Raw genomic sequence first — 23,904 nt, 5'->3', positions numbered from 1 at the left:
GCGGGTTCAGTGGCTATGCGAAGTGGCGGCTGCCGAGCGCCTACTCGGTAATCATCTGCAGGTTGTCCTGGAACAGGTCGCTGTCGCGATCGCTGGTCAGGTCATACAGGTTGTAGCGCTTGTCCAGGCGTGCGCCGCCATCGCGCAGCAGGGGTTCCCACAGGATATTGGCGCTGCGCACGTGCGAGCCCGGCAGGATCAGGTCGAACGGAATCGACACGTAGATGCCCTTGTCGAAACTGCCTTCGCCGAACTGCGCGGCCGACACGTTGGTGAAGGTGGCATAGGCGCCGATCTGCACACCGTTGCTGAACTTGCGCGAGATGTCGATGGTGGTGCCCCAGTCGCCTGCCAGGTAACGGCCGGCACTGAGCTTGAGCGTGACGTCCTTGTAGCCCAGGTCGAAATAGCCGGTCACCTGGCCGGTGACGACGTGATAGTCGCGGAACGTGAAACCCTGGTCGAAGCCGCGCTGCTTGACCCAGTTGACGTCGGCGCCGATGGCCCAGCGCTCGCCCATCGGACGGTAAAGCACTTCGCCGCCGGCACCGCCGAACATGCTCTCCAGCATGCCCGCATAGGCCATGCCGTAGAGATCGGTGTCCAGGCGCTGGGTCGTGGTCAGCTGGAACACCGGCATGGTGATGGTCGAACTGGTGAGGTACTCGCGGATATAGGTACGCACGCGTGGCAGCTCGCTCGGCGCGTCGTAGGTGAACTTGTCGTAGTTGTTGAGCAGGTTCGCGCTGACGTCGCCGCTCCACCACAGGTTCGGGGTGAAGTGGTAGTCGGCGTCGTAGTCGGCAGACACCTGGTACAGGATGAACGCGTTCGGGCCACCCAGGGACTGGCTGTAGTTGAGCGCCAGGCCGCCATCGAATTTCTTCGGCGTGGCCTGGTACAGCACTTCCTCGTGCTGCGGCAAGGGCGTGTCCTGTTCGACGCTGCGGCGGAACGATTGCAGGTCGATGTTGTAGTCGAGCAGGTCATCGAAGCGCTGCCGATGCACGCTGGTGGCGACCATCGGCATGCCTGCCTGGGTGTCCACCACGGTGAACCAGTCGATGTCCGGTCCGAGCTGGTTGTCCAGCACACGGGCTGCACGCCCCACGCCCTTGGCGGGATAGAAGTAACGCTTCTGCTCGCCCGTGACCACGATTTCGCTGTCGCGGCGGGTGATCTTGGACACCTCGATGCCGGCGTTGCTGCGCAGATCCTTGCTGACCGTCGCCCAATCCACCTGTTCCGGCGACTGCGTGGGCGGGGTCTGCGCGCGCACGGGCGGCGGTGGATCGAGCAGCTTGGCCGGCCCGGTGTCCTGGGCCAGGTTGGTGTGCAAGGTGAAGCCGAACATCGCGGTGGTGCCACGCTCGAAGGCCAGACTCACGTCGATGTTTCGATTGAGCCTGTAAACCGCACCGACGTTGACGGGCGTGCGTTGCTGCTGGTTGTCGTCGTGAGGTTCGTGCTTGTAATTGTTGCCCTCGTATTCCAGCTTCAGGATCAGCGGTTGCCATGGTGTCTGGTAGCTGATGCCGCCGAAGAGGGCGGTGGGACCGCGGAAGTAACGGTTGCCGCTGATCTCGCCGCCGCTGCCCAAGGTGCCGGTGGGGCGGACACTGAATTTGTCGCTGATGATATCGAACGGATTGCCGATATCGCCGCGGGCGCCCATGTAACCCCAGGCCAGGCCCAGGCTCGCATCGACCGGCCCGAAGCGCTTGTTGGCGACGAAATATTCGCTGGAGAACAGGCCGGTACCGCCCAGATCGCGAATGCCGACCGCGAACGCCGGCAGGTAGCGACTTTCCTGCCACAGCCGCACCTTGGCGTCGATCGACTTGTCTTTGAGGCTCTGAGTACCACTCAGCGATTCAGGCCCATAGGGGATATTGGAGATGTCCACATAGCGGAAAACTCCCTCCAGCCATGGCAGCGGCTGCAGAGTGAAGTTGTAGCGGGTATACGGCGAGGTGCGGTCGGCGGTGAACGCCACCTCGCCTTCATCAGCCATCCGCGCGGTCGGTGTTTGCCATAGCCCGGCACCACCCCAGTCGCTCTGCGTAGGTGCGTTTTGCGCATGTACAGAACAAGCCATCAACCAGCCGGCCAGCGGCAGCAGGCAAGTGCAGCGACGACGGATAAGTTGGAGCCTGGTGTTCAAACCCACGGGTTCCTGTAGTGGTTTCTCAAGAGAGCGTCAGAAAGCCGTGGTGAACGCCATCCGCAAACAGGTGAAGGACAAGATCCCAAATCAGCACGCTGCGGCTTCAGCTCCTCCCCCTGCTTGCAGGGGGAGGTAGGGAGGGGGTGAAGCTCTTGCCAGAAATCCATCATTCCACCCCCGGCCCCGGCAACAACTGTGTCGCCAGAAACGCAGCCAGGTCGTCGTTCAATGACGGGTCAACCGGCTTGATCGCGTGAGTATTCAGCGGCACGTAGATCAAGGCGCCCGGCGCCAGCATCTTCGGCACGGTCCGGTTCCACAGGGCGACATCCTCTACGAACATACGGCCATCCGGTTCGATCACATAGATCGTGTCCCGATCGGCCTGGTCGGCCATTGGGCATGACGCCAGATAGAGACGGGCATCCTGCAGCGGCACCAATGGCAGGGAACACGCCTGTCGCACGGCACCGACCACGCGGATGGTGTCCGGGCGCAACGGGTAATACAGGCGATCGCCATCGGCGAGCGGATGGTTCTCCGGCGCATCCACCTCCACCGCGCGCGGATCGAGCAAGGCCGGCTGCCTCCCGGTGACCGGCATCGGCTTGATCCAGTCCAGCAGGTTGCCGGCGAGCGTGGCCAGCTCCGGCTTGTCCTTGCTGATGGCGCGCTGCTGCAGGCTGGTCAAGTCAAACAATATGCCTGCCTTCAATCGCTGCTGCGATTCCCGCAGGCTCGGGCGAAGCCATGCTGCTCCAAGCATGTAGGCCGTTGGAAGCGGCCGGGCGGCGAGTGCGGCATCGCTGAGGCGGGCGTGATCCTTCAGCATGGCCGTTCCCTCCGTGGTCACGGCGCCGCCCACTTGCACCTGCATGGCTGCAGCAAATCCCGCTGTCGACGTCGCCAGCAAGGCCAGCGCATACGCGCAACGCAGCGCGCGCCTCATCCCTGCTTCTCCCGGTACGGGCGCAGTTGCAGCAGTTGCAGGATCAGACCTGGAGCCACCTGCTGCTCGCTCTTCCAGATGAAGCCATCCTGGGGATCGACCCAGTAGTGATTGATGGCGCGGTCATGCGCGGCCGGCGCATTGATCCGCTCATCCACGCGCAATACCTGATGGGTGGTGCCGAGAATGCTGATCTGTTCAGTGCCGGCCGGTATCAGTCTGGCGTCAACATGCACGCCATAGCGGTAGCCGGGCGACCAGTCCTTCGCGTAGCTGTAATCCACCGGCGCGGTGAGCGTCTGCAGTCCACGCGCGAAGGGATCATTGGCAGGCAGCTGCAGTCCATCCAGGTTCTGATGCAGGCCGGCAGTCTGCACGATCCGACCATGCTCAAGGAACACCACGACCTGATGGGTGCCGTACCACGCCTGGCGCTGACCATCCAGGTTGCCGAGAATCAGGACCGCACTACCGTCAGGACTGGTCGCCTGCATCTGGTAATACGGTTTGGCAGCTACCTCGGCGGCGGTAGGTTCGACGTGGGGGTGACGCTGCACTGCCAGCTTCATGGTGTCGACCGACGAGCGCGACAAGTCCGTGCAACCATGCAAGCTCAGTAGCAGCAAAGAACCTGCAAGCAAGGAACGAGGCCAGCATCGCGTTGGCGTCGCGTACCTCGCAGCTGAGCATGCTTTCGACGTCGTTGTGCATGCAGTGTTCGTCAGCTGATCCGGTTGCAAGCCTGGGTCCTCATGTTCTTATCTGGCACAGTATTGAACTGTTTAAAAGGGCATTGTCTACGCGATTGCCAAAACTTGTGGAAGCGATTTCCATCGCGACAGCCTCGAAATTCGACGAGATGCACAAGCATTGCGACTCAAGTCAAACCCCACAGGCGTTTTCACGCTCCAACGAGGATCAATGGCCCAGTTCGTAATTTGCACTGGCCGCGCTGCTGATCAGGCCTGATACCGGTAACAACTGGCTCAGTAGGCGATTCCAGCGAGTAACGCCAGCAGGGCCAACGAATACAACATCACCTGGTTTCACCTTGAACTGGCTGGCCAAGGCAAATGCTACTGGCGATCGCGCATCGAGCTGGAACACTTTGGCTGGCGCTTGTTCGAGATCTTCCACACCACGGATCACATAAACCGCCTTGCCCTTGGATGTAGTCTCGTTGAGACCACCAGCACGGCCCAGCGCTTGGTTCAGCGTAAGATCGGAAGTCTTGAAGCGGATGGCCAAGGGATGATTCACCTCACCCACGACATAGGCTTCTTGGCGATCGTTGTAAGGCAGGAATAGACGATCACCCGGCTTCAGATAAATATCTCTCGCCACATTTCTATCGCTGTTCAGCGCATCTAAATCCAAGTGGTAATCATGTCCATCCCTGCTCAGTACCAAGCCAGACAGATTGGCTTGCTCGGTGTTGATGGTGGCTATGCCTAACGCCAGCGTCAGCGTCAGCGGTACCGCTGTGATCGGTTGAGGGTCGGTTTTCATGAAGGCACCCTGCAACAGCACGCGTTGGCTTCCATAACCGACAACACTGACATCAACCTGTGGCTTCGCAACGTAGGTGGCGAGCTTTTTGGTTATTGCTTCGCGCAGTTCCTCGATCGTCATGCCGGCAACCCTCAAGGGGCCGCCAATATATGGATAAAACAGCGTGCCATCCGAGCGCACGAGACGGCCATTGGCAATGGTTGCCTGCTGTGGGCCAGCTGGCGAGGTCAGCTCCGGATGATCCCAGACGGTGATGTAGAGGCTGTCGCCTGGACCAATACGATAGGGCTCAGGCTGGTACGTCAGCAGCGCATCTGGAATGGCAATTGCTTGTGCCGAAGCGCGGTTCATCGCCAGCAACTTCGGGGTGATCGGTATCAGCTCCACATGGCTATTGTCGGCAGAATCACCACGGACAAGACTGCTGGTAGACATGTGCTGTCCCGGCGCCCACATGCAGCCATGCAGAAGTGCCGTGAGGGCAATAAGGGTCAAGGAGGATAATTTTTTCACGATCAGGTGTGGCTCATCGATGTTCAGGAAGGCGAACGGCAGGCACAAAAAACGTGCCGAATGGGTCGGCACGTTTTTGACACCGTAAGGCGGAGACTTAATGAGTCCCGGTAGTGCCGCTGGTATGCCCGTTGCGGTGCGCGCCGACGGCGATAAGGGCAACAGCGGCAACAACAATGCCGACACCTACAACAGTAGCAGCGGTGACGCCGCCGGAAGACGCCGAGCTGGCGGCAGCTGCGCCAGCAACTGCCGGCTGCGATGATTGGTTCTGGCCATTGGGCTGAGGTGCGGCGGCGGCCTGTGCAAATCCCGAGACCATCATGCTGGAAGCAAGAAGGGTGGCAAGCATCTTCTTCATAAAATAGCTCCTTGTGACCAGGGTCCAGAGGTGGACGTGCAAGAGTATACCCGCACTCTACGTGAAGGAAGCATCGTGGCTACTCTCATGCCCTTACCTGACTAGGCAGCGTTTGCTATCTAAAATTCTGTCCAGAATGCTTTGGAATAGCTCCTCTCGATAGGCACAAAAAAGCCGTGCCGGGCGTACCCGGCACGGCTTTTGAACGAAGACGCCTGTCAGTGCGTCCCGGTAGTTGCGGCCTTTTTCCCGCCGCTACTCCCGCTGGCGACGACAATCACGCCGACGGCTGCGATACCTGCCACGACATAAAACGGGGTCAGATCACCCAGAGACTCCGTGCTGGCAGTCTTTGCACCAGGTACGGACGGTGCGGGGCTAGCGGGTGGAGGCGGTGCAGATTGCGGGCCACCTTGCGGCGAAGCCGGCTGAGCAAATGCAGAGCCCATCAGGCCTGCGGCCAGAAGCGCAACGATCAACTTCTTCATGGATAAGATCCCCGGTAACTGCGCTTTCACAAATTGTAGGCGCGTCTGCACCGAGTATAACTGCAATGAAGCTGAAGGGTCCATACGTATGAAATCTTGGATAAGCCTTTCATGTGCATGGTATTGGCTATACTACTCGGCCGCCCGGAAGGCATGACTATACATACCGAAATGGGCATGGCATGCGGCGTACGGGGAAGTGACGTTGGGAGGAGCCGCCGGCTCGGCGGAATGTACCTGCAACGGCGAGATCACCGGCGATTGTCCCGATCCTTCGCGGGGCTTGAGGAGTATTTTAGTACAGTGTTCAAACGGATATTGATTGTTTGTATAGGCAACATCTGCCGTAGTCCAACAGCCGAATACCTGTTACGTCAACATCTGGTACCGCGTGATATCCAGCTTGGTAGTGCAGGTCTAGGTGCGCTGGTAGGGAGCAGGATGGATGCGGCTGCGTTACACCTACTAGCGGAGCATGGCATAGATGGCACGGCGCATCGTGCGCGCCAGCTTACCCCGGCTATGTTGCGCGAGGCTGATCTAGTACTCGGCATGGAAAAAGGTCATGTGGACGCCATGACGCGGTTGGCGCCCGAAACTAGCGGCAAGATCTTTTTGCTGGATAAATGGTTGTTGGGACGCGATATTCCCGACCCATATCGTCAGCAGCGAGAAGCTTTCGATCATGTGTACGGCATGATCAGGCAAGGCGTTGATAGCTGGCTGCGTTACCTCTAAGCATCACTAATAAACTAAGGGACAACCACCTCGATGGCCGCCACACAAGACCTATCGCAGCGCGATGACGAAATTGATCTGGGTGCGTTGCTAGGCACGCTAAATGACCATAAATGGTTGATCGGTATTGTCACTGGCATATTTTTCATGATCAGCACTGCATATGCCTTGCTGGCCACTTCGATCTATCAGGCTAATGCAGTCGTGCAAGTTGAGCAGAAGGTACCGGATCTACCGGGCTTAAGCGCGATCACGCAAACGCTTGGTGCTTCCAACTCGGAGGCAACTACCGAGATTGCATTGATTACTTCGCGGACTGTGATTGGCAAGGCAGTTAATAACTTAAATCTGACGATGGAGGTTAGTCCGCAGAGATTTCCACTAATCGGAAATTTTATTGCGAGACATTATTCGCCTGAGCAAACCGGTGCAGTGGCTTCAGCTAAATTGGGACTAAGTCGCTATGACTGGGGTGGGGCAAGGCTGGGTATCTTCCAGATGGATGTCTCTGACACTTTGTTAGACAAACCATTAGTCCTGATCGCGGGTGAACGCGGAACTTACACGCTGCTGGACAATGATGGCGGAACCTTGGTCAATGGCCAAGTAGGACAGTACGTCAATGGTCATGGCGTGACCATGCAGGTTAAAAGCCTGGCCGCCAATCCCGGGACGCATTTTAATGTCGTCCGGCATCGTGAGTTGGCTGTCATCAATAACTTACAGCAGAGCATCAATGCTAGTGAGCAGGGCAAGGATTCCGGCATTATTGCGTTGACTTACGAAAGTGCAGATCCTGAGTTGGCTTCTCAGCTACTTGACCAAGTCAGTGAAATTTATGTGCGACAGAATGTGGATCGCAATTCTGCTGAGGCGGCGAACAGTCTGAAATTTGTCAAAGAGCAACTGCCCAACGTGCGTCGTGATCTGGAAAAAGCCACTGCAGCTTTGAATGCGTTCCAGATTCGCGCAAATTCCGTAGATATTACGATGCAGACCAAGGCGCTGCTGACCCAAGAGGTTGCGGTTGAAACCAGCATCCAGCAGTTGCGTATGCAGCTAGCTGACATCGAACGTAGATTTACTCCCCAACATCCAGCTTACCAGGCGCTGATGCAGCAGATCGGCCAGCTGCAGGCGCAAAAGGATGGCATAGACAAGCAGGTCGGCAACCTGCCGGATACCCAACAAGAACTGCTCCGGTTGACCCGCGATGTCCAAATGAGCAATCAAACCTATACGGGGCTGCTTAATCAGGCCCAGCAGCTGGATATTGGTCGCGCTGGCACGGTTGGTAATGTGCGTATTGTCGATAAGGCGGCAGTGGACATTACTCAGCCGGTCAGACCGAAAAAGCTGGTTGTTATATTCGGAGGTACGTTCCTCGGTGGCTTTCTGGCGATTGCTCTAGTGTTCCTCCGCCAGATGCTTAATCGTGGCGTCGAAGATCCCTCTGCTATTGAACAACTCGGGCTACCTGTATACGCCTCGATTCCAATCAGCTTGGAGGAGCAATCGATCTCAACGCACGGTAAACATTTACACCGAGATGGCAAACAGCACTTGTTGGTGATAAATGCTCCAGCAGACCTCGCTACCGAGGCCTTGCGTAGTCTGCGTACCAGCTTACATTTTGCCCGTTTAGAGGCCAAAAATAATGTTCTGATGATTTCCGGTTCCAGCCCAGAGGCAGGTAAGACCTTCGTCTCTGCGAACTTGGCGGCTGTGGTTGCACAGAGCGGTCAGCGGGTGTTGCTGATTGACGGTGATATGCGCAAGGGCGCATTGCATAAGGTGGTAGGTGGCAACGCCGAGAATGGTCTTTCAGAGCTAGTTTCAGGCCAGATTGATCTAGTAGCTGCGACCCGTGTTGTCGCACCACTAGATAGTCTGTACTTCATTGCACGCGGCCAAATACCGCCTAATCCTTCCGAACTGCTGATGAATTCCAAATTCACGGCCTTGTTGGATCAATTGAAGCCACTATATGACCTGATCATCATTGACACTCCACCGATTCTGGCTGTAACCGATGCCGCCATCATCGGCCATCAAGCTGGCACTAGCCTACTGGTGGTGCGTTTTGGTCTAAATCAGCCGCGTGAAATTGCACTAGCCAAACAGCGCTTTGAGCAGAACGGTGTTGAGGTCAGGGGCGCCATCTTCAACGCTGTAGAAAAACGCAGCGCAGGCTATTACTCCTATGGTTACTACGACTACAAAACTACCAAGTGAGATTGTTACTCAATTTGGTTTGCGCCCATCTGTCATCACAGCCTGGATTTCTAAGGATGGCAGGTTGGTGCGTGATCTGAGCAACGCATCGGGACATAAAGCAACCGCTTGATACCGCATCAAGCCTCTCCTGTTGCCCGGTTCATATTGAAAAAAACAGCAGTCTCCCACAATCAAGGTCATACGGAAGCACCATGCAGCAACTGGACAAAGTGAAGATCGCCATCATTGGCTTGGGTTATGTGGGGCTGCCGCTGGCGGTGGAATTTGGTAAGCAGTTCGACACGGTTGGCTTTGATATTCGTGCTGCCCGCGTGGATGAATTGCGTGCAGGCCGCGACAGCACACTGGAAGTGGGTGCCGATGAGCTGTCTGCAGTCACCCGTTTGCGTTACAGCGCGGAGTTGGAGGATATCCGCAAGTGCAATGTCTATATTGTCACCGTACCTACTCCGATTGATGCCGCCAAGCGGCCCGACCTTACTCCCTTGATCAAGGCCAGCCAGAGCATCGGCAAAGTGCTCAAACTTGGCGACGTCGTGGTCTACGAGTCCACCGTGTATCCCGGTTGCACTGAAGAGGTTTGTGTTCCGGTTCTTGAACAGGTATCCGGATTGCAATTCAACCAGGATTTCTTCGTCGGATACAGTCCCGAACGGATCAACCCAGGCGACAAGCAGCACAGGGTCACGACTATTCTCAAGGTTACGTCGGGCTCTACCGCTGAAACAGCCGAGTTCGTCGATAGCCTGTACTCCAGCATCATCACTGCTGGCACGCACAAGGCCAGTTCGATCAAGGTGGCCGAGGCTGCCAAAGTTATCGAGAATACCCAGCGCGATCTCAATATTGCCTTGGTCAACGATTTGGCCATGCTGTTCAACAAGCTCGGCATCGACACATTGGAAGTGCTGCAGGCAGCAGGAACCAAATGGAACTTCCTCCCATTTCGTCCGGGCCTGGTTGGCGGCCACTGCATTAGCGTGGATCCGTACTACCTGACCCATAAGGCGCAGGAAGTGGGCCATCACCCAGATGTCATTCTGGCGGGGCGCCGCACCAACGACGGAATGGGGCCGTACATTGCCAACGAAGTCATAAGGCTGATGGTGCGCAAAGGCATCAACCCGGTGGATGCGCGCATTCTCGTGCTCGGTCTGGCGTTCAAGGAGAACTGTCCCGATCTGCGCAATACGCGGGTGGTGGACATCGTGGAGGCACTACACGGTTACAACGCGACGGTGGATATCCATGATCCTTGGGTGGATGCTGTCGAGGCGGCACATGAATACGGGCTCACACTTGTTGCTCAGCCAGCCCAAGGTTCATACGACGCGGTGATTGTGGCAGTTGGCCATCAAGAGTTCGCAAGCATGGGAGCCAAGGGCATTCGTGCGTTCGGTAAATCAGGATGTGTGATTTATGACGTGAAATACGTGCTGCCCCGTGAGGCGGTAGATGGGAGGCTGTGAGCATGAAGGTGCTGGTTACAGGTACGGCGGGCTTCATCGGCTCGCACGTCGCCTTGAAGCTGCTTGAGCGCGGTGACGAAATTGTCGGTTTCGACAATCTCAACGATTACTACGATGTCAACTTGAAGAAGGCGCGCTTGGCGCGTCTCAAGAATCATTCGGGATACACGCATGTAAATGGTGACCTGGCTGATCGCGCTGCAGTGGAGATGGCATTCCAAACGCATAAGCCACAGCGCGTGATCAATCTGGCGGCGCAGGCTGGTGTGCGTTATGCCGCACAGAATCCTCACGTGTATGTCAGCAGCAACGTTACCGGATTCCTGCATATCCTTGAGGGCTGCCGTCATCACGGCGTGGAGCATCTGGTATTTGCTTCCACCAGCTCGGTCTACGGAGCCAACACCAAGATGCCGTTCTCGGAGCATCAACCCACCGAGCATCCGTTGACGCTATATGCCGCAACCAAGAAAGCCAACGAGCAGATGGCGCACAGTTATGCGCATCTCTATGGTATTTCCAGCACCGGTTTGCGTTTCTTCACCGTATACGGACCGTGGGGCCGGCCGGACATGGCGCTGTTCCTGTTCACCAAGGCGATCCTTGCCGGTGAACCGATCAAGGTTTTCAACCACGGCCAGCACAAGCGCAGCTTCACCTACATCGACGACATCGTGGAGGGTGTGGTCCGGATACTCGACAAGGTGCCTGGCAAGAATCCAGATTGGGATGGCAACGCGCCAGATTCAGCCAGTAGCGGCGTGTCGCCGTACCGCATCTACAACATAGGCAACGAACAGCCGGTGGAGTTGTTGCGTTACATCGAGGTTCTGGAGGAATGCCTTGGCCGCAGGGCACACATGGATATGCTGCCCTTGCAGGTTGGCGATGTGCCGGATACCGAAGCTGATGTTTCGGAACTTGCCTTGGCCATTGGATATCGGCCAAGGGTATCGGTGGAAGAAGGCGTGGCGAATTTCGTCGACTGGTACAAAAACTATTACTCTTGATCGAAAGTAGGCACACAGACTTCATGAAGAACTTTGCCCTCATTGGTGCAGCCGGGTATATCGCCCCACGGCACATGCAAGCGATCAAAGATACGGGCAACCAACTGGTTGCTGCCTATGACCCGAACGATTCAGTCGGCATTATCGACAGTCACTTCCCAGATGCCGACTTCTTCACCGAGTTCGAACGCTTTGACCGGCATGTGGACAAACTGCGTCGTGCCAGACACAACAATAAGATTGATTACATATCGATCTGTTCACCGAATTACTTGCACGACTCGCACATGCGCTTTGCACTGCGTTCCGGTGCGGATGTGATTTGTGAGAAGCCTTTGGTGCTAAACCCGTGGAATATCGATGGCCTGCAGGAGATCGAGAAGGACACTGGTTGCAAGGTCAATACGATCCTGCAACTTCGCTTGCATCCAGCGATCATCGGGCTGCGCGAGAAAGTGCGGAATGGCAAACATGATCGTAAGCACGAAGTAGACTTGGCCTACATTACCTCGCGTGGCCACTGGTACCTGCAGTCGTGGAAGGGTGATGTCAAGAAGTCCGGTGGCATCGCCACCAATATTGGTGTGCATTTCTTCGACATGCTGCACTTCATCTTTGGCGAGCTGCAGGACAATGTCGTACATCACGTCAGCGACACCAAGGCCGCTGGCTTCCTGGAATACGAGCATGCCCGCGTGCGCTGGTTCCTCTCCGTGGATGTGGAAGACGTGCCCGACGCGCTGCGCGCTGCCGGTCAACGCACATTCCGTTCGATCACCGTGGACGCCGAGGAGATCGAGTTCTCAGGTGGTTTTACCGATCTGCATACGCGCAGCTATCAGGAAATCCTTGCCGGCCACGGCTATGGACTGGAGGCGAACCGCACCGCTATCACAACGGTGGCGACGATTCGCAATGCGCAGCCCATAGGCATGCAGGGAAGCTACCATCCGTTCCTCAACCGTTGCCGCTGAGCATGCCTTCATGAGTTTCTACCAACATCCCAGCGCTATCGTTGACGACGGCGCGCAAATTGGCGAAGGCTCACGCATCTGGCACTTCGTCCATATCTGCGGCGGAGCGCGTATCGGCAGAGGTGTATCACTCGGGCAGAATGTATTCGTCGGCAGCAAAGTGGTGATCGGAGACCACTGCAAGATCCAGAACAACGTATCCGTGTACGACAACGTCACCCTGGAAGAAGGCGTCTTCTGCGGACCAAGCATGGTATTCACCAATGTATATAACCCGCGGTCACTGATCGAACGCAAGGACCAGTACCGCGACACCCTGGTGAAGAAAGGTGCCACGCTAGGCGCCAACTGCACCATCGTTTGTGGGATCACTGTTGGTGAATTCGCCTTCGTCGGTGCGGGCGCGATGGTCAACAAGGACGTGCCGGCCTATGCCTTAACCGTGGGTGTGCCGGCGCGACAGATTGGCTGGATGAGCGAATTCGGAGAACAGCTCGAGTTGCCGCTGCAAGGCAATGGCGAAGTCGTGTGCGAGCACACTGCCGCACGCTATGTGCTCAATGGTCATCAGCTGGTCAAATTGGATGCAACAGCATGATCGAGTTCAATGACCTGAAGGCCCAGCAGGCACGTATCAAGGACAAGATCGATGCGGGCATCCAGCGTGTACTGGCACACGGCCAGTACATCCTGGGACCTGAAGTGGCCGAGCTGGAGGAAAAACTGGCTGCGTTTGTCGGTGCCAAGCACTGCATCAGCTGTGCTAATGGCACCGATGCGCTACAGATTGCCTTGATGGCATTGGGTATCGGTCGGGATGACGAAGTCATCACACCGGGCTTCAGTTACATCGCAACCGCCGAGACAGTCGCGCTGCTTGGCGCAAAGCCGGTGTATGTAGATATCGATCCGCGTACTTACAATATGGATCCACCGCTGCTGGAGGCCGCGATCACGTCGAAGACTCGCGCCATCATTCCCGTTTCGCTGTATGGGCAGTGTGCGGATTTCGACGCCATCAACGCCATCGCCGGACGGCATGGCATTCCAGTGATCGAGGACGCGGCACAGAGTTTCGGTGCCAGTTACAAGGGGCGCCATTCGTGCAACTTGAGCACGATTGCCTGCACCAGCTTTTTTCCGAGCAAGCCATTGGGCTGCTACGGAGACGGTGGCGCCATGTTTACGAACAATGATGAGCTGGCTGTCGTACTGCGCCAGATCGCCCGCCATGGCCAGGATCGTCGATATCACCATATACGTGTCGGGGTGAATAGCCGACTGGACACTTTGCAGGCAGCAATTTTGCTGCCCAAGTTGGAAATCCTGGATGAAGAAATCGAACTTCGCCGCCAGGTAGCGAATAGCTATCACCATCTGTTGGGCGAAGTGGGCATTAACAGCACCCCACACATCGAGCCGGGCAACCAAAGTGTGTACGCGCAATACACCATTCGTGTAGACCACCGAGAGCAAGTGCAAGCTAGATTGAAGGAGGCGGGAATTCCCACTGCAGTGCATTACCCTTTGCCGCTGAACAAGCAGCCCGCTGTTAGCAACGACAGCAGCAATCTCCCGGTGGGTGATCTGGCTGCTAAACATGTGCTGAGCCTGCCGATGGATGCATATTTATCTTTAGACAAGATGAAAGTGATAGCGGCTGAGCTTCACCATGTCTGCTCGGGCGTCTGCGAAGAACAGTGAAATGCCTGTAGCGCCGTGGCGCCGATATATTATGTATCAAGATCAAAAGTATTTCGTTCAAGATTTTCGGGTGCTCGATTAACAATAAGCATTGTCTCAATCGGAAAGGTCGATATGAAAAATCTGATCAAAAAGATACCTGTGATTGGGCCATTCGCTCGAAGCGTATACAAAAAATGGCTAAAGCCATCCAAGCCATTCCAAGACTCTGAGAGTTACTGGGTCGATCGATATAAGTCCGGAGGCAATTCCGGCGCTGGTTCATATAATCGACTGGCCGACTTCAAGGCAGATGTGTTGAACGGCTACGTGGCGAAAAATAATATCCGTAGTGTCATAGAATTTGGCTGTGGAGATGGCAATCAACTGAAGCTGGCACGTTATCCGTCATACGTCGGATTTGATGTGAGTCCCGATATCGTGGCCACATGCGGAAAGATTTTTGAAACGGATACAACAAAAACATTCAAGCTGGTCAAGGATTATGCTGGAGAGACCGCTCAGCTAGCGTTGTCACTCGATGTTATCTATCATCTTATCGAAGATAATGTGTTTGAAAAATATATGGAAACACTATTCGATTCGGCACAAAGCTATGTGATTGTTTATTCATCCGATAAGAGTGACAAGCAGACATCTCATGTCAGGCATCGCAATTTCACCAAGTGGGTGGCTGAAAATCGGCGAGAATGGGAAATGCTTGAGCACGTACCCAATCGTTATCCGTACGCTGGAGACAATGCGACTGGATCGCTCGCAGACTTTTTTATATATGGGAAAATGCCGTCGGCATAGCATTTTTGAAAGTTTTTGTTCCAAGCAATACCGATGGACCAGCTTATTGTGCATGTTTTGATCATTCCATCGTGGTATCCCGATAAGCCGGGAGATATTACCGGAAGCTTCTTCCGAGAGCAGGCAATGGCTCTGCAACGATCCGGGTGCGTCGTGGGTGTGATTTATCCGCAGCTGAAATCGTTGCGGAATTGGCGTTCGGCTGCATCTGCAGCTTGCCGGACGCTGGAATTTGACGGAGCAATCCCGACACTTCGATCTCGCGGAGTGAACTGGTTTCCGCTCTTGCATGGTGCTGCATCGAGACTATGGTCACGACATGGGCTTGAGCTGTACAAAAACTATGTCAGCCAGTTCGGCAAGCCGGACATCATTCATGCGCATTCGGCACTTTACGCGGGCGAGCTTGCGAGGTTGCTATCGCAGCATGAATCCGTTCCCTTTGTGATTACCGAGCATAGCTCATCATTCTCCCGTGGCAGGGTAAGCAAGACACAGGCAAGGATCGCCAAGCAGGTATTCAATGAGGCGCACAGGAAATTTGCCGTGAGCGAACGGTTTGCATCTTTTCTCGACAATTATTTTGATGAAGAACCGTCGAGCTGGGAGGTGATGCCGAATATAGTCGACGGCATATTCCAGAACGTAATTGTGGAGAAGAGCCTCATCGACAAACATTTTGTGTTTGTAAGTATCGCGATGCTTGTTGAAGGCAAGGGTATTCACCATTTGATCACTGCCTTTGCCAAGGCGTTCTCGTCTGACCCCCAAGTGGTTTTGAAAATTGGCGGCGACGGACCAGAACGGTCTCGTCTTGAACGCTTGGCCGAAACATTGGGGGTGTACAACCGGGTGGATTTTCTCGGCTCACTTACCCGGGCAGATGTGGTGCGTGAGATATCCAGTGCGGATGTCTTGGTTCACCCCAGCAGTTACGAAACTTTCGGTGTCGTCCTGATCGAGGCGCTTGCCTTAGGCAAGCCGGTAGTAGCAACCCGATGCGGCGGCCCAGATTCCATTGTGAGGGATCGTGACGGCATGCTTGTTCCAGTAAATGATGATGCCAGTTTGGCCATGTCAATGTCTGCAATTCGAGACAGGATCAGCGAATACGACCCCGAAGAGATTCGCCAATCATGTCTAGCGAGATTTGGCGAGCATGCGATCGTGGAGCGCCTCAAGAAGGTGTACACCGAAGTACTGGATAAGCTATCTACCGATGGAGTAAATCAAGTGCCTGGGCTAATTCACTAATGCTATCCGCATGAGCAAGATGAAAGTTGCGGGCTTTGCGCTCGGTCCCCTGGGTTCAGCCCTGATCGGTTTTGTGACTCTTCCGATGCTTGCGTGGTTCTTTACCGCTGAAGATATCGGTCGCATATCCATGCTTCAGGTGGCAACAAATTTTGCGGTCATACTTTTCACATTTGGTCTTGATCAAGGCTATGCACGCGAATATCACGAAGTCAGTGACAAGTCTGCTCTATTGAAAGCAGCGGTGGCGCCTGGGTTGCTTGCGTTGCTGATGCTCATGGTGGCTCTGTTGAGCTTTGATCCAGCCCTGCTTTCCAGATGGCTATTTGTTCTGAACGAACCAATGTTCAGCGCAGTAGCTGCATTCACGATTGTGGCAACCTTTGTTTCCAAGTTTTTTTCGATTATTTTGCGCATGGAAGAAAAAGGCTTCGCATTTTCCATAAGCCAGATTCTGCCCAAGGCACTCTTTTTGGCCATTGTTGCAGCGTATGCGCTATTCGGTGCGAAATACAATTTCTCCAAATTGCTGCTTGCCAATGCAGCTGCAGCTGCAGCAGTGACACTGATATATGGTTGGAACACAAGGCATGCGTGGATTCCGGCCCTTTCCTCATCAATCGACAGGGCGCAGGCAGGCCGTTTGCTGAACTTTGGCTTTCCACTGATTTTTGGCGGTCTTGCCTCATGGGCATTCATGGCAATGGATCGGTTGTTTCTGCGCGATATGTCCACTCTGACAGAGCTCGGCATTTTTTCGGTCTCGGCCAGCGTCGCCGCGGCGGCGGGCATTGTCTCGGGAATTTTCACCACGATCTGGGCACCGACCGTCTATCGGTGGGCGGCTGCGGGTGCTGCCAGACAGAAAATCGAGAATGTAACTACGCATCTGTTGGCGGCCATTCTTTCGATCTTTGTAATTACCGGATTGTTCTCGTGGGTGATATCTTATTTACTTCCGCATGCCTATGACCGAGTTCAATATTTGGTGGTAGCCAGTCTGGCACCGCCATTGCTTTATGCGCTGTCCGAATGCACGGCGATTGGCATTGCATTGGCCCGAAAAAGCATATATTCCATGCTGGCATCATTTATTTCAGCAGCCGTAAATTTTCTGGGAAATTATTTACTTGTGCCGAGATTTGGTGCGAGCGGAGCAGTGATTTCAACGGCTGTTTCCTTTATGGTTTTCCTTATCGTAAAAACAGAATTTTCTTGCCACGTCTGGCACGCTGTGCCGCGAACTCGGCTGTACAGCACGATGGCGTTGGTCACAAGCGCTGCGATCTGTTTTGTCCTGTTCGGCGAGAATAATAGATTATTATTCACGAGTATCTGGGTGGGTATTGGATCGATAGTTTTTGTCTGGTTTCGATCATCTATGCGGTTGGCTATGCATGCATGTGCGCACATTTTTCTTGAAGTGCGACGAAAGATTTTTAGTCGTGCAAATGAATATCGATAGTATGGTGAGACGGGTCGAAAATACGTTGTTTACGCTCTCTCCTTTCACTTACTTGAGGTCGATTATGAAATAAGCCTATCGATGGTATTTAGTGATTTTAACCGTGCTTGCAAAATTTATTGGGTAGCAACGTGAAAATTATCACCATAGTCGGTGCAAGGCCTCAATTTATTAAGGCTGCCGTTGTATCGCGTGCATTTGCCAATCAACGCTCTGATGTTCAGGAATTGATAGTGCACACGGGACAACATTATGACGCCAACATGTCGGATGTGTTTTTTGATGAACTGGACATTCCGCGACCAAAACATCATCTAGGGATTGGCGGTGGCACGCATGGTCAGAATACTGGGCGCATGATTGAGAAGATCGAAGCGCTATTGCTGACTGAACAACCTGACTGGATGTTGGTTTACGGTGATACTGATAGCACGCTTGCAGGTGCGCTTGCGGCGTGCAAGCTGCATGTCCCTGTTGCGCATGTTGAAGCCGGACTACGCTCTTATAATCGACGCATGCCTGAAGAAATCAACCGACTCCTGACTGATCATGTCGCCAGTCTATTGCTGGTGCCCAGTGAGCGAGCGCGTTGCAATCTACATAACGAAGGAATCAGCGGACCGAAAGTACAGGTGGTCGGCGACGTGATGTACGACGCCGCGCTTTATTATCTTAAAAAAGCCCGAAGACCTACTGTGCCGGTGCTAGATAACCTCGTCGAAAATGAGTTCGTGCTCTGTACCATTCATCGCGCCGAAAACACTGACGATGTCACGAGACTGACGAACATTCTTAGCGGTCTTGCTGCGCTGCCCACAGCGGTAATCCTGCCACTACATCCGCGAACGCGCGCGCGGATGACTAGTTCCGGGATCGAGTTTCCTGCCAACGTTCGCGTAATCGAGCCAGTGGGCTATCTGGAAATGGTCTGGCTGGAAGCACACTGCAGACTGGTACTCACTGATTCCGGCGGTGTACAGAAGGAAGCTTATTTTCACGGCAAACCCTGCATCACACTTCGCGATGAAACAGAGTGGGTTGAACTAGTGGAGATAGGAGCGAATTGCATCGTTGGTGCTTCTGCAGCGGCGCTGGAAGCGGCTTACGAGCGAATGCTATCAGGCCATATCTCTACAACCGTACAGCCTTACGGTCAGGGGCGCGCCGCCGAGCTCGTCGTAAAAGCGCTGTGAGTGCCATTGTAGACATGCTATACGGCAATTTCAGTGACCGTATCCAGGACAAACAAGTTGAGAGCCCATGGTGAGAAAGATTAATTTGTTCATCTTCGCGACCCATCACTCGTCCAACAACATTGCTTCGCAGCGGTTCAAGGGGCTGGTGAAATATCTGGATTTTCAGAAATATCGGGTCTTCATTTTTTCTCGCGAACCTAAAGAGGAAGCTAGTGCCCATACATTTCACAGTGATGCTGATATCACTGTGATGAACTTTCCAGGACATTGCGTCGGCAATGAATCTTCGGCATTGGGCTCGCTTCTGGCTTTGTTATCGGCGTTCTTTTCTTTTGCCCCGTTCCTCGTCAACCGGTTGTTCGGACGTAGTAATAGGGCATGGTTGATACATGCGTTGGTTGCGGCAGACACATTGTGTCGCGAGCGGCTGAAGAATGGTGAGCCATGCATTGCCATCGGTACTTACTCACCGATCGATGCGCTGGTTGCCGCGCGTTGTCTTTCCGTCAGGCATCAGATCCCTTGTCAGCAGGATTTCAGAGATGGGCTGACGTTCGAAGCACTCGGCAAACAGGGTAGGTTCAGGTCATTGATGAAGGCCCTCGTCGAGGAAAGAGTGGTCAGTGAATCCATATTGGTCACATCCGTGAGCAGGGCGCTGGTGGATGATTTCGAGCGACGCTACGCAGGCAAGAAAGTCGGTTTGATGCCGAATGGCTACGATCCAGCTGATTTTATCGTGCAAGAAGATGCAAACAGTGTTGCCGCCACTAATCTCGTGGCGCAAAAAGTTCCGCCAGATAAGCATTTGATCGGCCATTTCGGCCGCATTAGCGCGAGTGACCAGACCCGTATTGGAAGTCTGGAGTGCTTCGTGCGTTCGATGAACGCAAGTGCGGGTGCACGGCAGTACGCTCACGCACTTTTTGTCGGAGAATTGACAGCGCCAGAACACGATATTATCAGTCGACTGGAATGCACGTATAGCACGGTCGACTCGGTGGCGCGTCCGGTTGCGTTGCGACTGATGAAGCATTGCGAAATATTGCTGCTGATCACCGGTGATGGCACAGGTTGCGCGACAGGTAAATTGTTCGAGTATCTCGCAGCTGGTTCAGAAGTAATCTGCTTCTCCGGCGTCGTGAATGAGGCATCCCATATTCTTTCCGAGACAGGCGCCGGCGAGACCGTGCTGAAAACCGAAGATGCGAAGGCACAAGAACTGCTCAACAATGTGTTCACAGCGTCGCGACATACAATCGTGCGGCGGAAAATTGGTGTTTACAGCAAGGTCGAGCAGGTCAAACAGTTCGACCGATGGCTGACTGGCATGGTGGCTTGATGCGTCGCGAGCTTGTATGTCGGACACAACGCTCGACGATTTCCGTCGGGCGAGACGATGCGGGGGAGCGATATGACCACTGACGTGGGTTTGCCGGCGCCCGCCGGACGTGTCATGTCACGGCAAGGGCACGTGCCGCGGTCGAGTAGCCCGTGGCAACGCGTGTTGACTCAAGGCAGCATGTTCGTTGGCGCCGCCATGCTATTGCTGTTCCTGTCGGTGGTCATTCCGAATTCGCTGCAGATACCCACTGCCGTCATGCTGGCAATCTGCTTTCTACTGTGCCTGCCCGGCTTCAGGATGGTGCGCGGGCTAAAGACGGTCTTCATTTTCTATACGTGTTCGGCGACGGTGACGGTTCTCTTCATGGCCGTGGGCTTCTTGAGCGCAGCGCCGTTGATGGCCGCGGTACAGATTCCGGCGATTTACCTTGTCTCGCCATTTCTGTGGATCGTCATTGCTGCGCGGCTATTCAATCAGCTGGGTGAGGATCGGCTGGTCGAATGGCTTGTCTGGCTGGCCATCTTGTGTTGTTGCAGCGTGGCGATGTACTTCTATCTGTATAACACCCGTGGAGCAGATGCGGTTTCGTTCTTTACAGAATCGGCGAATGTAAATACGAAAGACGGCTATGCCGGTGCAGTAATGCATGTCTATGGATCGTTGATCTTCCTATGCGGTGGATTTTTCAGTTCGCCAGAACTGATCCGCAACAGGTTGCTGCGGCTGGTTCTGCTGGCATCGTTGCTTGTATGTGCGATCACGTCGGGGCGTGCGGCGCTCATCTTGTCAGTGCCGCTTGGATTGCTGTTGGGCATGGTACTCACGCCGCGCACAATCGGCAGTCAGGGGCGTCGATCGGTGATTACACAGGTCATGAAATACGGCTTGCCGGTGGCTTTTGCAGTCATCCTGGTCATGCTGGCGCTCAGTCAGTTCACCAAGATCAATCTGTCGCTTATTCTTGGTGGCGTCGCGAATAAGGTTGCGTCTGGTGGTGGCGACGAACGTGTAGGGCAGGCGCATGCTCTTTACGAAGGTATCCTGAATAGCGGTGGGATGGGCGTCGGACACGGCATCGGCGTGTCTTTCATTCGTAGCTCGGATTATCCGTGGCGCTACGAACTGGTATGGTTGGCGACTGTGCTACGAGTTGGCATCCTTGGTGCCCTCGTATATGCCGCGTTGTTTTTCGTGTATATCGCCAAGGTGCTGAAGATCGCGCTACAGCGTCGTCTCACGCCAGGCATGAAGTTTATGTTCTGTGGCTTCATCTGCGCATTCATTGCGTCCAGCACGAATCCATATATCGAAGCTTTCGCATTTCAGTGGATGTACGTACTCCCTGTGGTGGGTTTCTTTGTGGAACATTCGGCCGCACGGATGTCGGCTCCGAAATGAAGCAGCTCAAGGTAACCCTGTACTCGAAGTATTCGCGTATGGGCGCGAGTTCACGCCTGCGCAGCCTGCAGTACGTGCCGGTACTTGAGCAGCAAGGTATCGAAGTGCAAGTGCGCGAGCGTTTTTCGGATGCCTATCTGAAAGCTCGCTACGGCGGCAACCTGCTTGCGCTTGGCAAACAGGTCTGGAGGAGCTATTGGCAGCGCATCGTGCAACTTTCCCGCAAGGATGAGTACGATGTGGTGTGGCTTGAGGGTGAGCTTTTCCCGAAATTGCCATATTGGTTCGAATCAATGCTTCGTCGAACGGCTACGCCATACGTGGCTGACTACGACGATGCGCTATTCCACAACTACGATATGGCACGAAATCCGCTGGTCAGGTACGCACTCGGTCGCAAGATCGACAAAGTCATGCAGCACGCAGCCTGCGTGATCGCCGGTAACGGTTATCTCGCTGCACGCGCTACCCAAGCGGGCGCGAAACGGGTCGAGATCATCCCCACGGTGGTAGATCACCGACGTTATGCGGTAGTGACACATGGGGAGCGGGCGCAGCCTGTGATCGGCTGGATTGGTTCACCGAGCACGCAGAAGTACCTGCTTGATATCCGCGATGCACTGCGGCAGGTATGCGCAAAGCATGATGCGCGATTGCTGCTGGTCGGTGCCAGTGCGCAGATGGGCGAGCAGCTGGCGGGAATACCCATCGAGATTGTGCCCTGGAGTGAAGCAAGTGAGGCGGCCAGCATCGCCCGCATGGATATCGGTGTCATGCCGCTGATTGATGGTCCGTGGGAGCGAGGCAAGTGCGGCTACAAGCTGATCCAATACATGGCCTGCGGATTACCTGTCGTGGCATCGCCAGTGGGAGTCAATACGGACATCGTGCAGCACGGCACCAGCGGTTTTCTGGCTGCGGACACTATTGCCTGGCAAGAGAGCCTGGCTCGACTGGTACTGGATGTCTCCTTGCGCCGGCGCATGGGTCGCTCCGGACGTGAGCGGGTCGAGCACGAATATTGCCTTGAGGTACAGGCTCCACGACTGGCAGAAGTGCTGCGCAGTGTGGGTATCGGTGGAGTATCGCGACGCGATGGTGCCGCTATGGCATGACAGAATTGGACCAGGCGCCATGGGAGATGGGCGCATAACGCAATGGTTTCCAGAGCTCGCTTGAATGACCTTTCTTTTAATCGCCAGCTTCGCCGACTCGGTCCTGCATTTTCGCGGACCACTGATCGATGCACTGCAGGCGCGCGGCCTCGTCGTGCATGTGGCAGCCCCGGATCTGGCGCAAGGTTCGATGATGCGTACGCAGTTGCAGGCACGAGGCGTCATGGTGCACGACATCCCATTGCAGCGCACCGGCATGAATCCATTGGCAGACTTGCGTACGCTATTCCATCTGAAGAGGTTGATGCGCACGATAGGCCCCGACATCGCTCTGGCCTACACGATCAAGCCGGTAATCTATGGCTCGCTTGCGGCACGGTTGGCTCGCGTGCCGCGACGTTACGCGCTGATCACCGGGCTGGGTTATGCATTCACTGGCAATGACTCAAGCGACAGGAGCCGGCGTGGTCTGTTGCGTTCCCTGGCGCAGCGCCTGTACAGGCTGGCATTGGGAGGTGTGCACAAGGTGTTGTTTCAGAATCCGGACGACGAAGCTCTATTTCGAAAACTCGGTATCTTGCCATCGACAACGCCATCGTTCGTGGTCAATGGCTCCGGCGTCGACGTGGCAGCGTACAACGTGACGCCGCTGCCTACATCGCCGAGCTTTCTGCTCATCGGACGCCTGCTCGGCGACAAGGGTGTGCGCGAATACGTCGAGGCTGCGCGACGCATCCACGCAATGCATCCGCAGGTGCGTTTTACACTGGTCGGATGGATCGATGAGAACCCGGACGCGATTACGCAGCAGGAACTTGCCCAATGGATAGCTGAAGGCACGCTCGAGTTCGCTGGGCGCCTGAGTGACGTACGGCCAGCCATTGCTGCATGCAGTGTGTATGTACTGCCCTCGTACCGCGAGGGCACACCGCGCACCGTTCTGGAAGCGATGGCGATGGGCCGCGCGGTGATTACCACGGATGCTCCAGGTTGTCGCGAGACAGTGACCGATGGCGACAACGGTTTTCTGGTGCCGGTGAAATCGGTAGATGCGCTGGTGGCAACGATGCGCCGCCTCATCGACGAACCTGCGTTGATAGAGCGCATGGGTCGGCGCTCGCGTGAAATTGCCGAATACAAATATGACGTGCACAAGGTCAATCAATCAATGCTCGTGCAGATGGGTATCGCTTGAGCAGCCAGTTGCGAGGAA

The 23,904-nt window shown here is 55.1% G+C and carries 20 protein-coding genes; 15 read left to right on the top strand and 5 right to left on the bottom strand.

Annotated elements, in window-relative coordinates; translation table 11 throughout:
* Positions 1-40: 40 nt before the first annotated feature.
* The 5 genes from B0E51_RS15965 to B0E51_RS15945 form a co-directional block, all read right to left on the bottom strand.
* Positions 41-2,170, bottom strand: coding sequence for a YjbH domain-containing protein (locus B0E51_RS15965; RefSeq protein ID WP_305793707.1), 2,130 nt, complete (start codon positions 2,168-2,170; stop codon positions 41-43).
* A 163-nt stretch (positions 2,171-2,333) separates the two neighbouring features.
* Positions 2,334-3,116 (bottom strand): capsule biosynthesis GfcC family protein, encoded by a 783-nt coding sequence (locus B0E51_RS15960; protein WP_077445861.1) that lies wholly within the window; start codon positions 3,114-3,116, stop codon positions 2,334-2,336.
* Complete coding sequence (locus tag B0E51_RS15955) at positions 3,113-3,709, bottom strand: YjbF family lipoprotein (protein WP_254424553.1); 597 nt, start codon at positions 3,707-3,709, stop codon at positions 3,113-3,115. The genes B0E51_RS15960 and B0E51_RS15955 overlap by 4 nt, the downstream gene beginning before the upstream one ends.
* A gap of 325 nt (positions 3,710-4,034) precedes the next feature.
* Positions 4,035-5,063, bottom strand: a complete 1,029-nt coding sequence (locus B0E51_RS15950) for a polysaccharide biosynthesis/export family protein (RefSeq protein ID WP_077445875.1) — start codon at positions 5,061-5,063, stop codon at positions 4,035-4,037.
* 175 nt (positions 5,064-5,238) lie between these two features.
* On the bottom strand, positions 5,239-5,502 hold the full coding sequence (locus B0E51_RS15945; protein ID WP_077445874.1) for a hypothetical protein: 264 nt from the start codon (positions 5,500-5,502) through the stop codon (positions 5,239-5,241).
* Positions 5,503-6,101: 599 nt separating this feature from the next.
* On the opposite strand from B0E51_RS15945, the gene B0E51_RS15940 reads away from it, so the two are divergent.
* The 15 genes from B0E51_RS15940 (at position 6,102) to B0E51_RS15870 (ending at position 23,886) form a co-directional block, all read left to right on the top strand.
* A complete protein-coding gene (locus B0E51_RS15940; RefSeq protein WP_343124671.1) occupies positions 6,102-6,728 on the top strand; it encodes a low molecular weight protein-tyrosine-phosphatase in 627 nt (208 codons plus the stop codon).
* Positions 6,729-6,761: 33 nt separating this feature from the next.
* Positions 6,762-8,963 (top strand): polysaccharide biosynthesis tyrosine autokinase, encoded by a 2,202-nt coding sequence (locus B0E51_RS15935; protein WP_077445859.1) that lies wholly within the window; start codon positions 6,762-6,764, stop codon positions 8,961-8,963.
* A 194-nt stretch (positions 8,964-9,157) separates the two neighbouring features.
* Positions 9,158-10,435 (top strand): Vi polysaccharide biosynthesis UDP-N-acetylglucosamine C-6 dehydrogenase TviB, encoded by a 1,278-nt coding sequence (gene tviB, locus B0E51_RS15930; protein ID WP_077445858.1) that lies wholly within the window; start codon positions 9,158-9,160, stop codon positions 10,433-10,435.
* A 2-nt stretch (positions 10,436-10,437) separates the two neighbouring features.
* Positions 10,438-11,445 carry an NAD-dependent epimerase gene (locus B0E51_RS15925; RefSeq protein WP_077445857.1) on the top strand — a complete coding sequence of 336 codons (1,008 nt, stop codon included), beginning with the start codon at positions 10,438-10,440 and terminating at the stop codon, positions 11,443-11,445.
* Positions 11,446-11,468: 23 nt separating this feature from the next.
* Positions 11,469-12,419: a Gfo/Idh/MocA family oxidoreductase gene (locus B0E51_RS15920; RefSeq protein ID WP_077445856.1), complete on the top strand. Its 951-nt coding sequence runs from the start codon at positions 11,469-11,471 to the stop codon at positions 12,417-12,419.
* A gap of 10 nt (positions 12,420-12,429) precedes the next feature.
* A complete protein-coding gene (gene wbpD / locus B0E51_RS15915) occupies positions 12,430-13,017 on the top strand; it encodes a UDP-2-acetamido-3-amino-2,3-dideoxy-D-glucuronate N-acetyltransferase (RefSeq protein WP_077445855.1) in 588 nt (195 codons plus the stop codon).
* Positions 13,014-14,123 carry a DegT/DnrJ/EryC1/StrS family aminotransferase gene (locus tag B0E51_RS15910; RefSeq protein WP_077445854.1) on the top strand — a complete coding sequence of 370 codons (1,110 nt, stop codon included), beginning with the start codon at positions 13,014-13,016 and terminating at the stop codon, positions 14,121-14,123. The genes wbpD and B0E51_RS15910 overlap by 4 nt, the downstream gene beginning before the upstream one ends.
* Positions 14,124-14,237: 114 nt before the next feature.
* The gene (locus tag B0E51_RS15905) at positions 14,238-14,918 is read left to right on the top strand and encodes a hypothetical protein (protein WP_174567050.1); all 681 of its coding nucleotides are present in this window, start codon (positions 14,238-14,240) and stop codon (positions 14,916-14,918) included.
* A 33-nt stretch (positions 14,919-14,951) separates the two neighbouring features.
* Entirely contained in the window at positions 14,952-16,172 is a 1,221-nt protein-coding gene (locus tag B0E51_RS15900; protein WP_077445853.1) for a glycosyltransferase, read from the top strand.
* 10 nt (positions 16,173-16,182) lie between these two features.
* The gene (locus B0E51_RS15895) at positions 16,183-17,637 is read left to right on the top strand and encodes an oligosaccharide flippase family protein (protein ID WP_077445852.1); all 1,455 of its coding nucleotides are present in this window, start codon (positions 16,183-16,185) and stop codon (positions 17,635-17,637) included.
* Between the two features lie 131 nt (positions 17,638-17,768).
* Positions 17,769-18,830, top strand: a complete 1,062-nt coding sequence (wecB, locus tag B0E51_RS15890) for a UDP-N-acetylglucosamine 2-epimerase (non-hydrolyzing) (protein WP_077445872.1) — start codon at positions 17,769-17,771, stop codon at positions 18,828-18,830.
* Between the two features lie 67 nt (positions 18,831-18,897).
* Positions 18,898-20,175 (top strand): glycosyl transferase, encoded by a 1,278-nt coding sequence (locus tag B0E51_RS15885; protein ID WP_254424552.1) that lies wholly within the window; start codon positions 18,898-18,900, stop codon positions 20,173-20,175.
* Positions 20,176-20,247: 72 nt separating this feature from the next.
* Complete coding sequence (locus tag B0E51_RS15880) at positions 20,248-21,576, top strand: hypothetical protein (protein WP_077445851.1); 1,329 nt, start codon at positions 20,248-20,250, stop codon at positions 21,574-21,576.
* Positions 21,573-22,691: a glycosyltransferase family 4 protein gene (locus B0E51_RS15875; RefSeq protein ID WP_077445850.1), complete on the top strand. Its 1,119-nt coding sequence runs from the start codon at positions 21,573-21,575 to the stop codon at positions 22,689-22,691. The genes B0E51_RS15880 and B0E51_RS15875 overlap by 4 nt, the downstream gene beginning before the upstream one ends.
* 64 nt (positions 22,692-22,755) lie before the next feature.
* Complete coding sequence (locus B0E51_RS15870; protein WP_077445849.1) at positions 22,756-23,886, top strand: glycosyltransferase family 4 protein; 1,131 nt, start codon at positions 22,756-22,758, stop codon at positions 23,884-23,886.
* The last annotated feature ends 18 nt before the right edge of the window (positions 23,887-23,904 follow it).

The sequence above is a fragment of the Rhodanobacter sp. C05 genome, assembly GCF_002001165.1.
Taxonomy (GTDB): Bacteria; Pseudomonadota; Gammaproteobacteria; order Xanthomonadales; family Rhodanobacteraceae; genus Rhodanobacter.
This window is presented reverse-complemented; position numbering and strand designations above follow the sequence as displayed.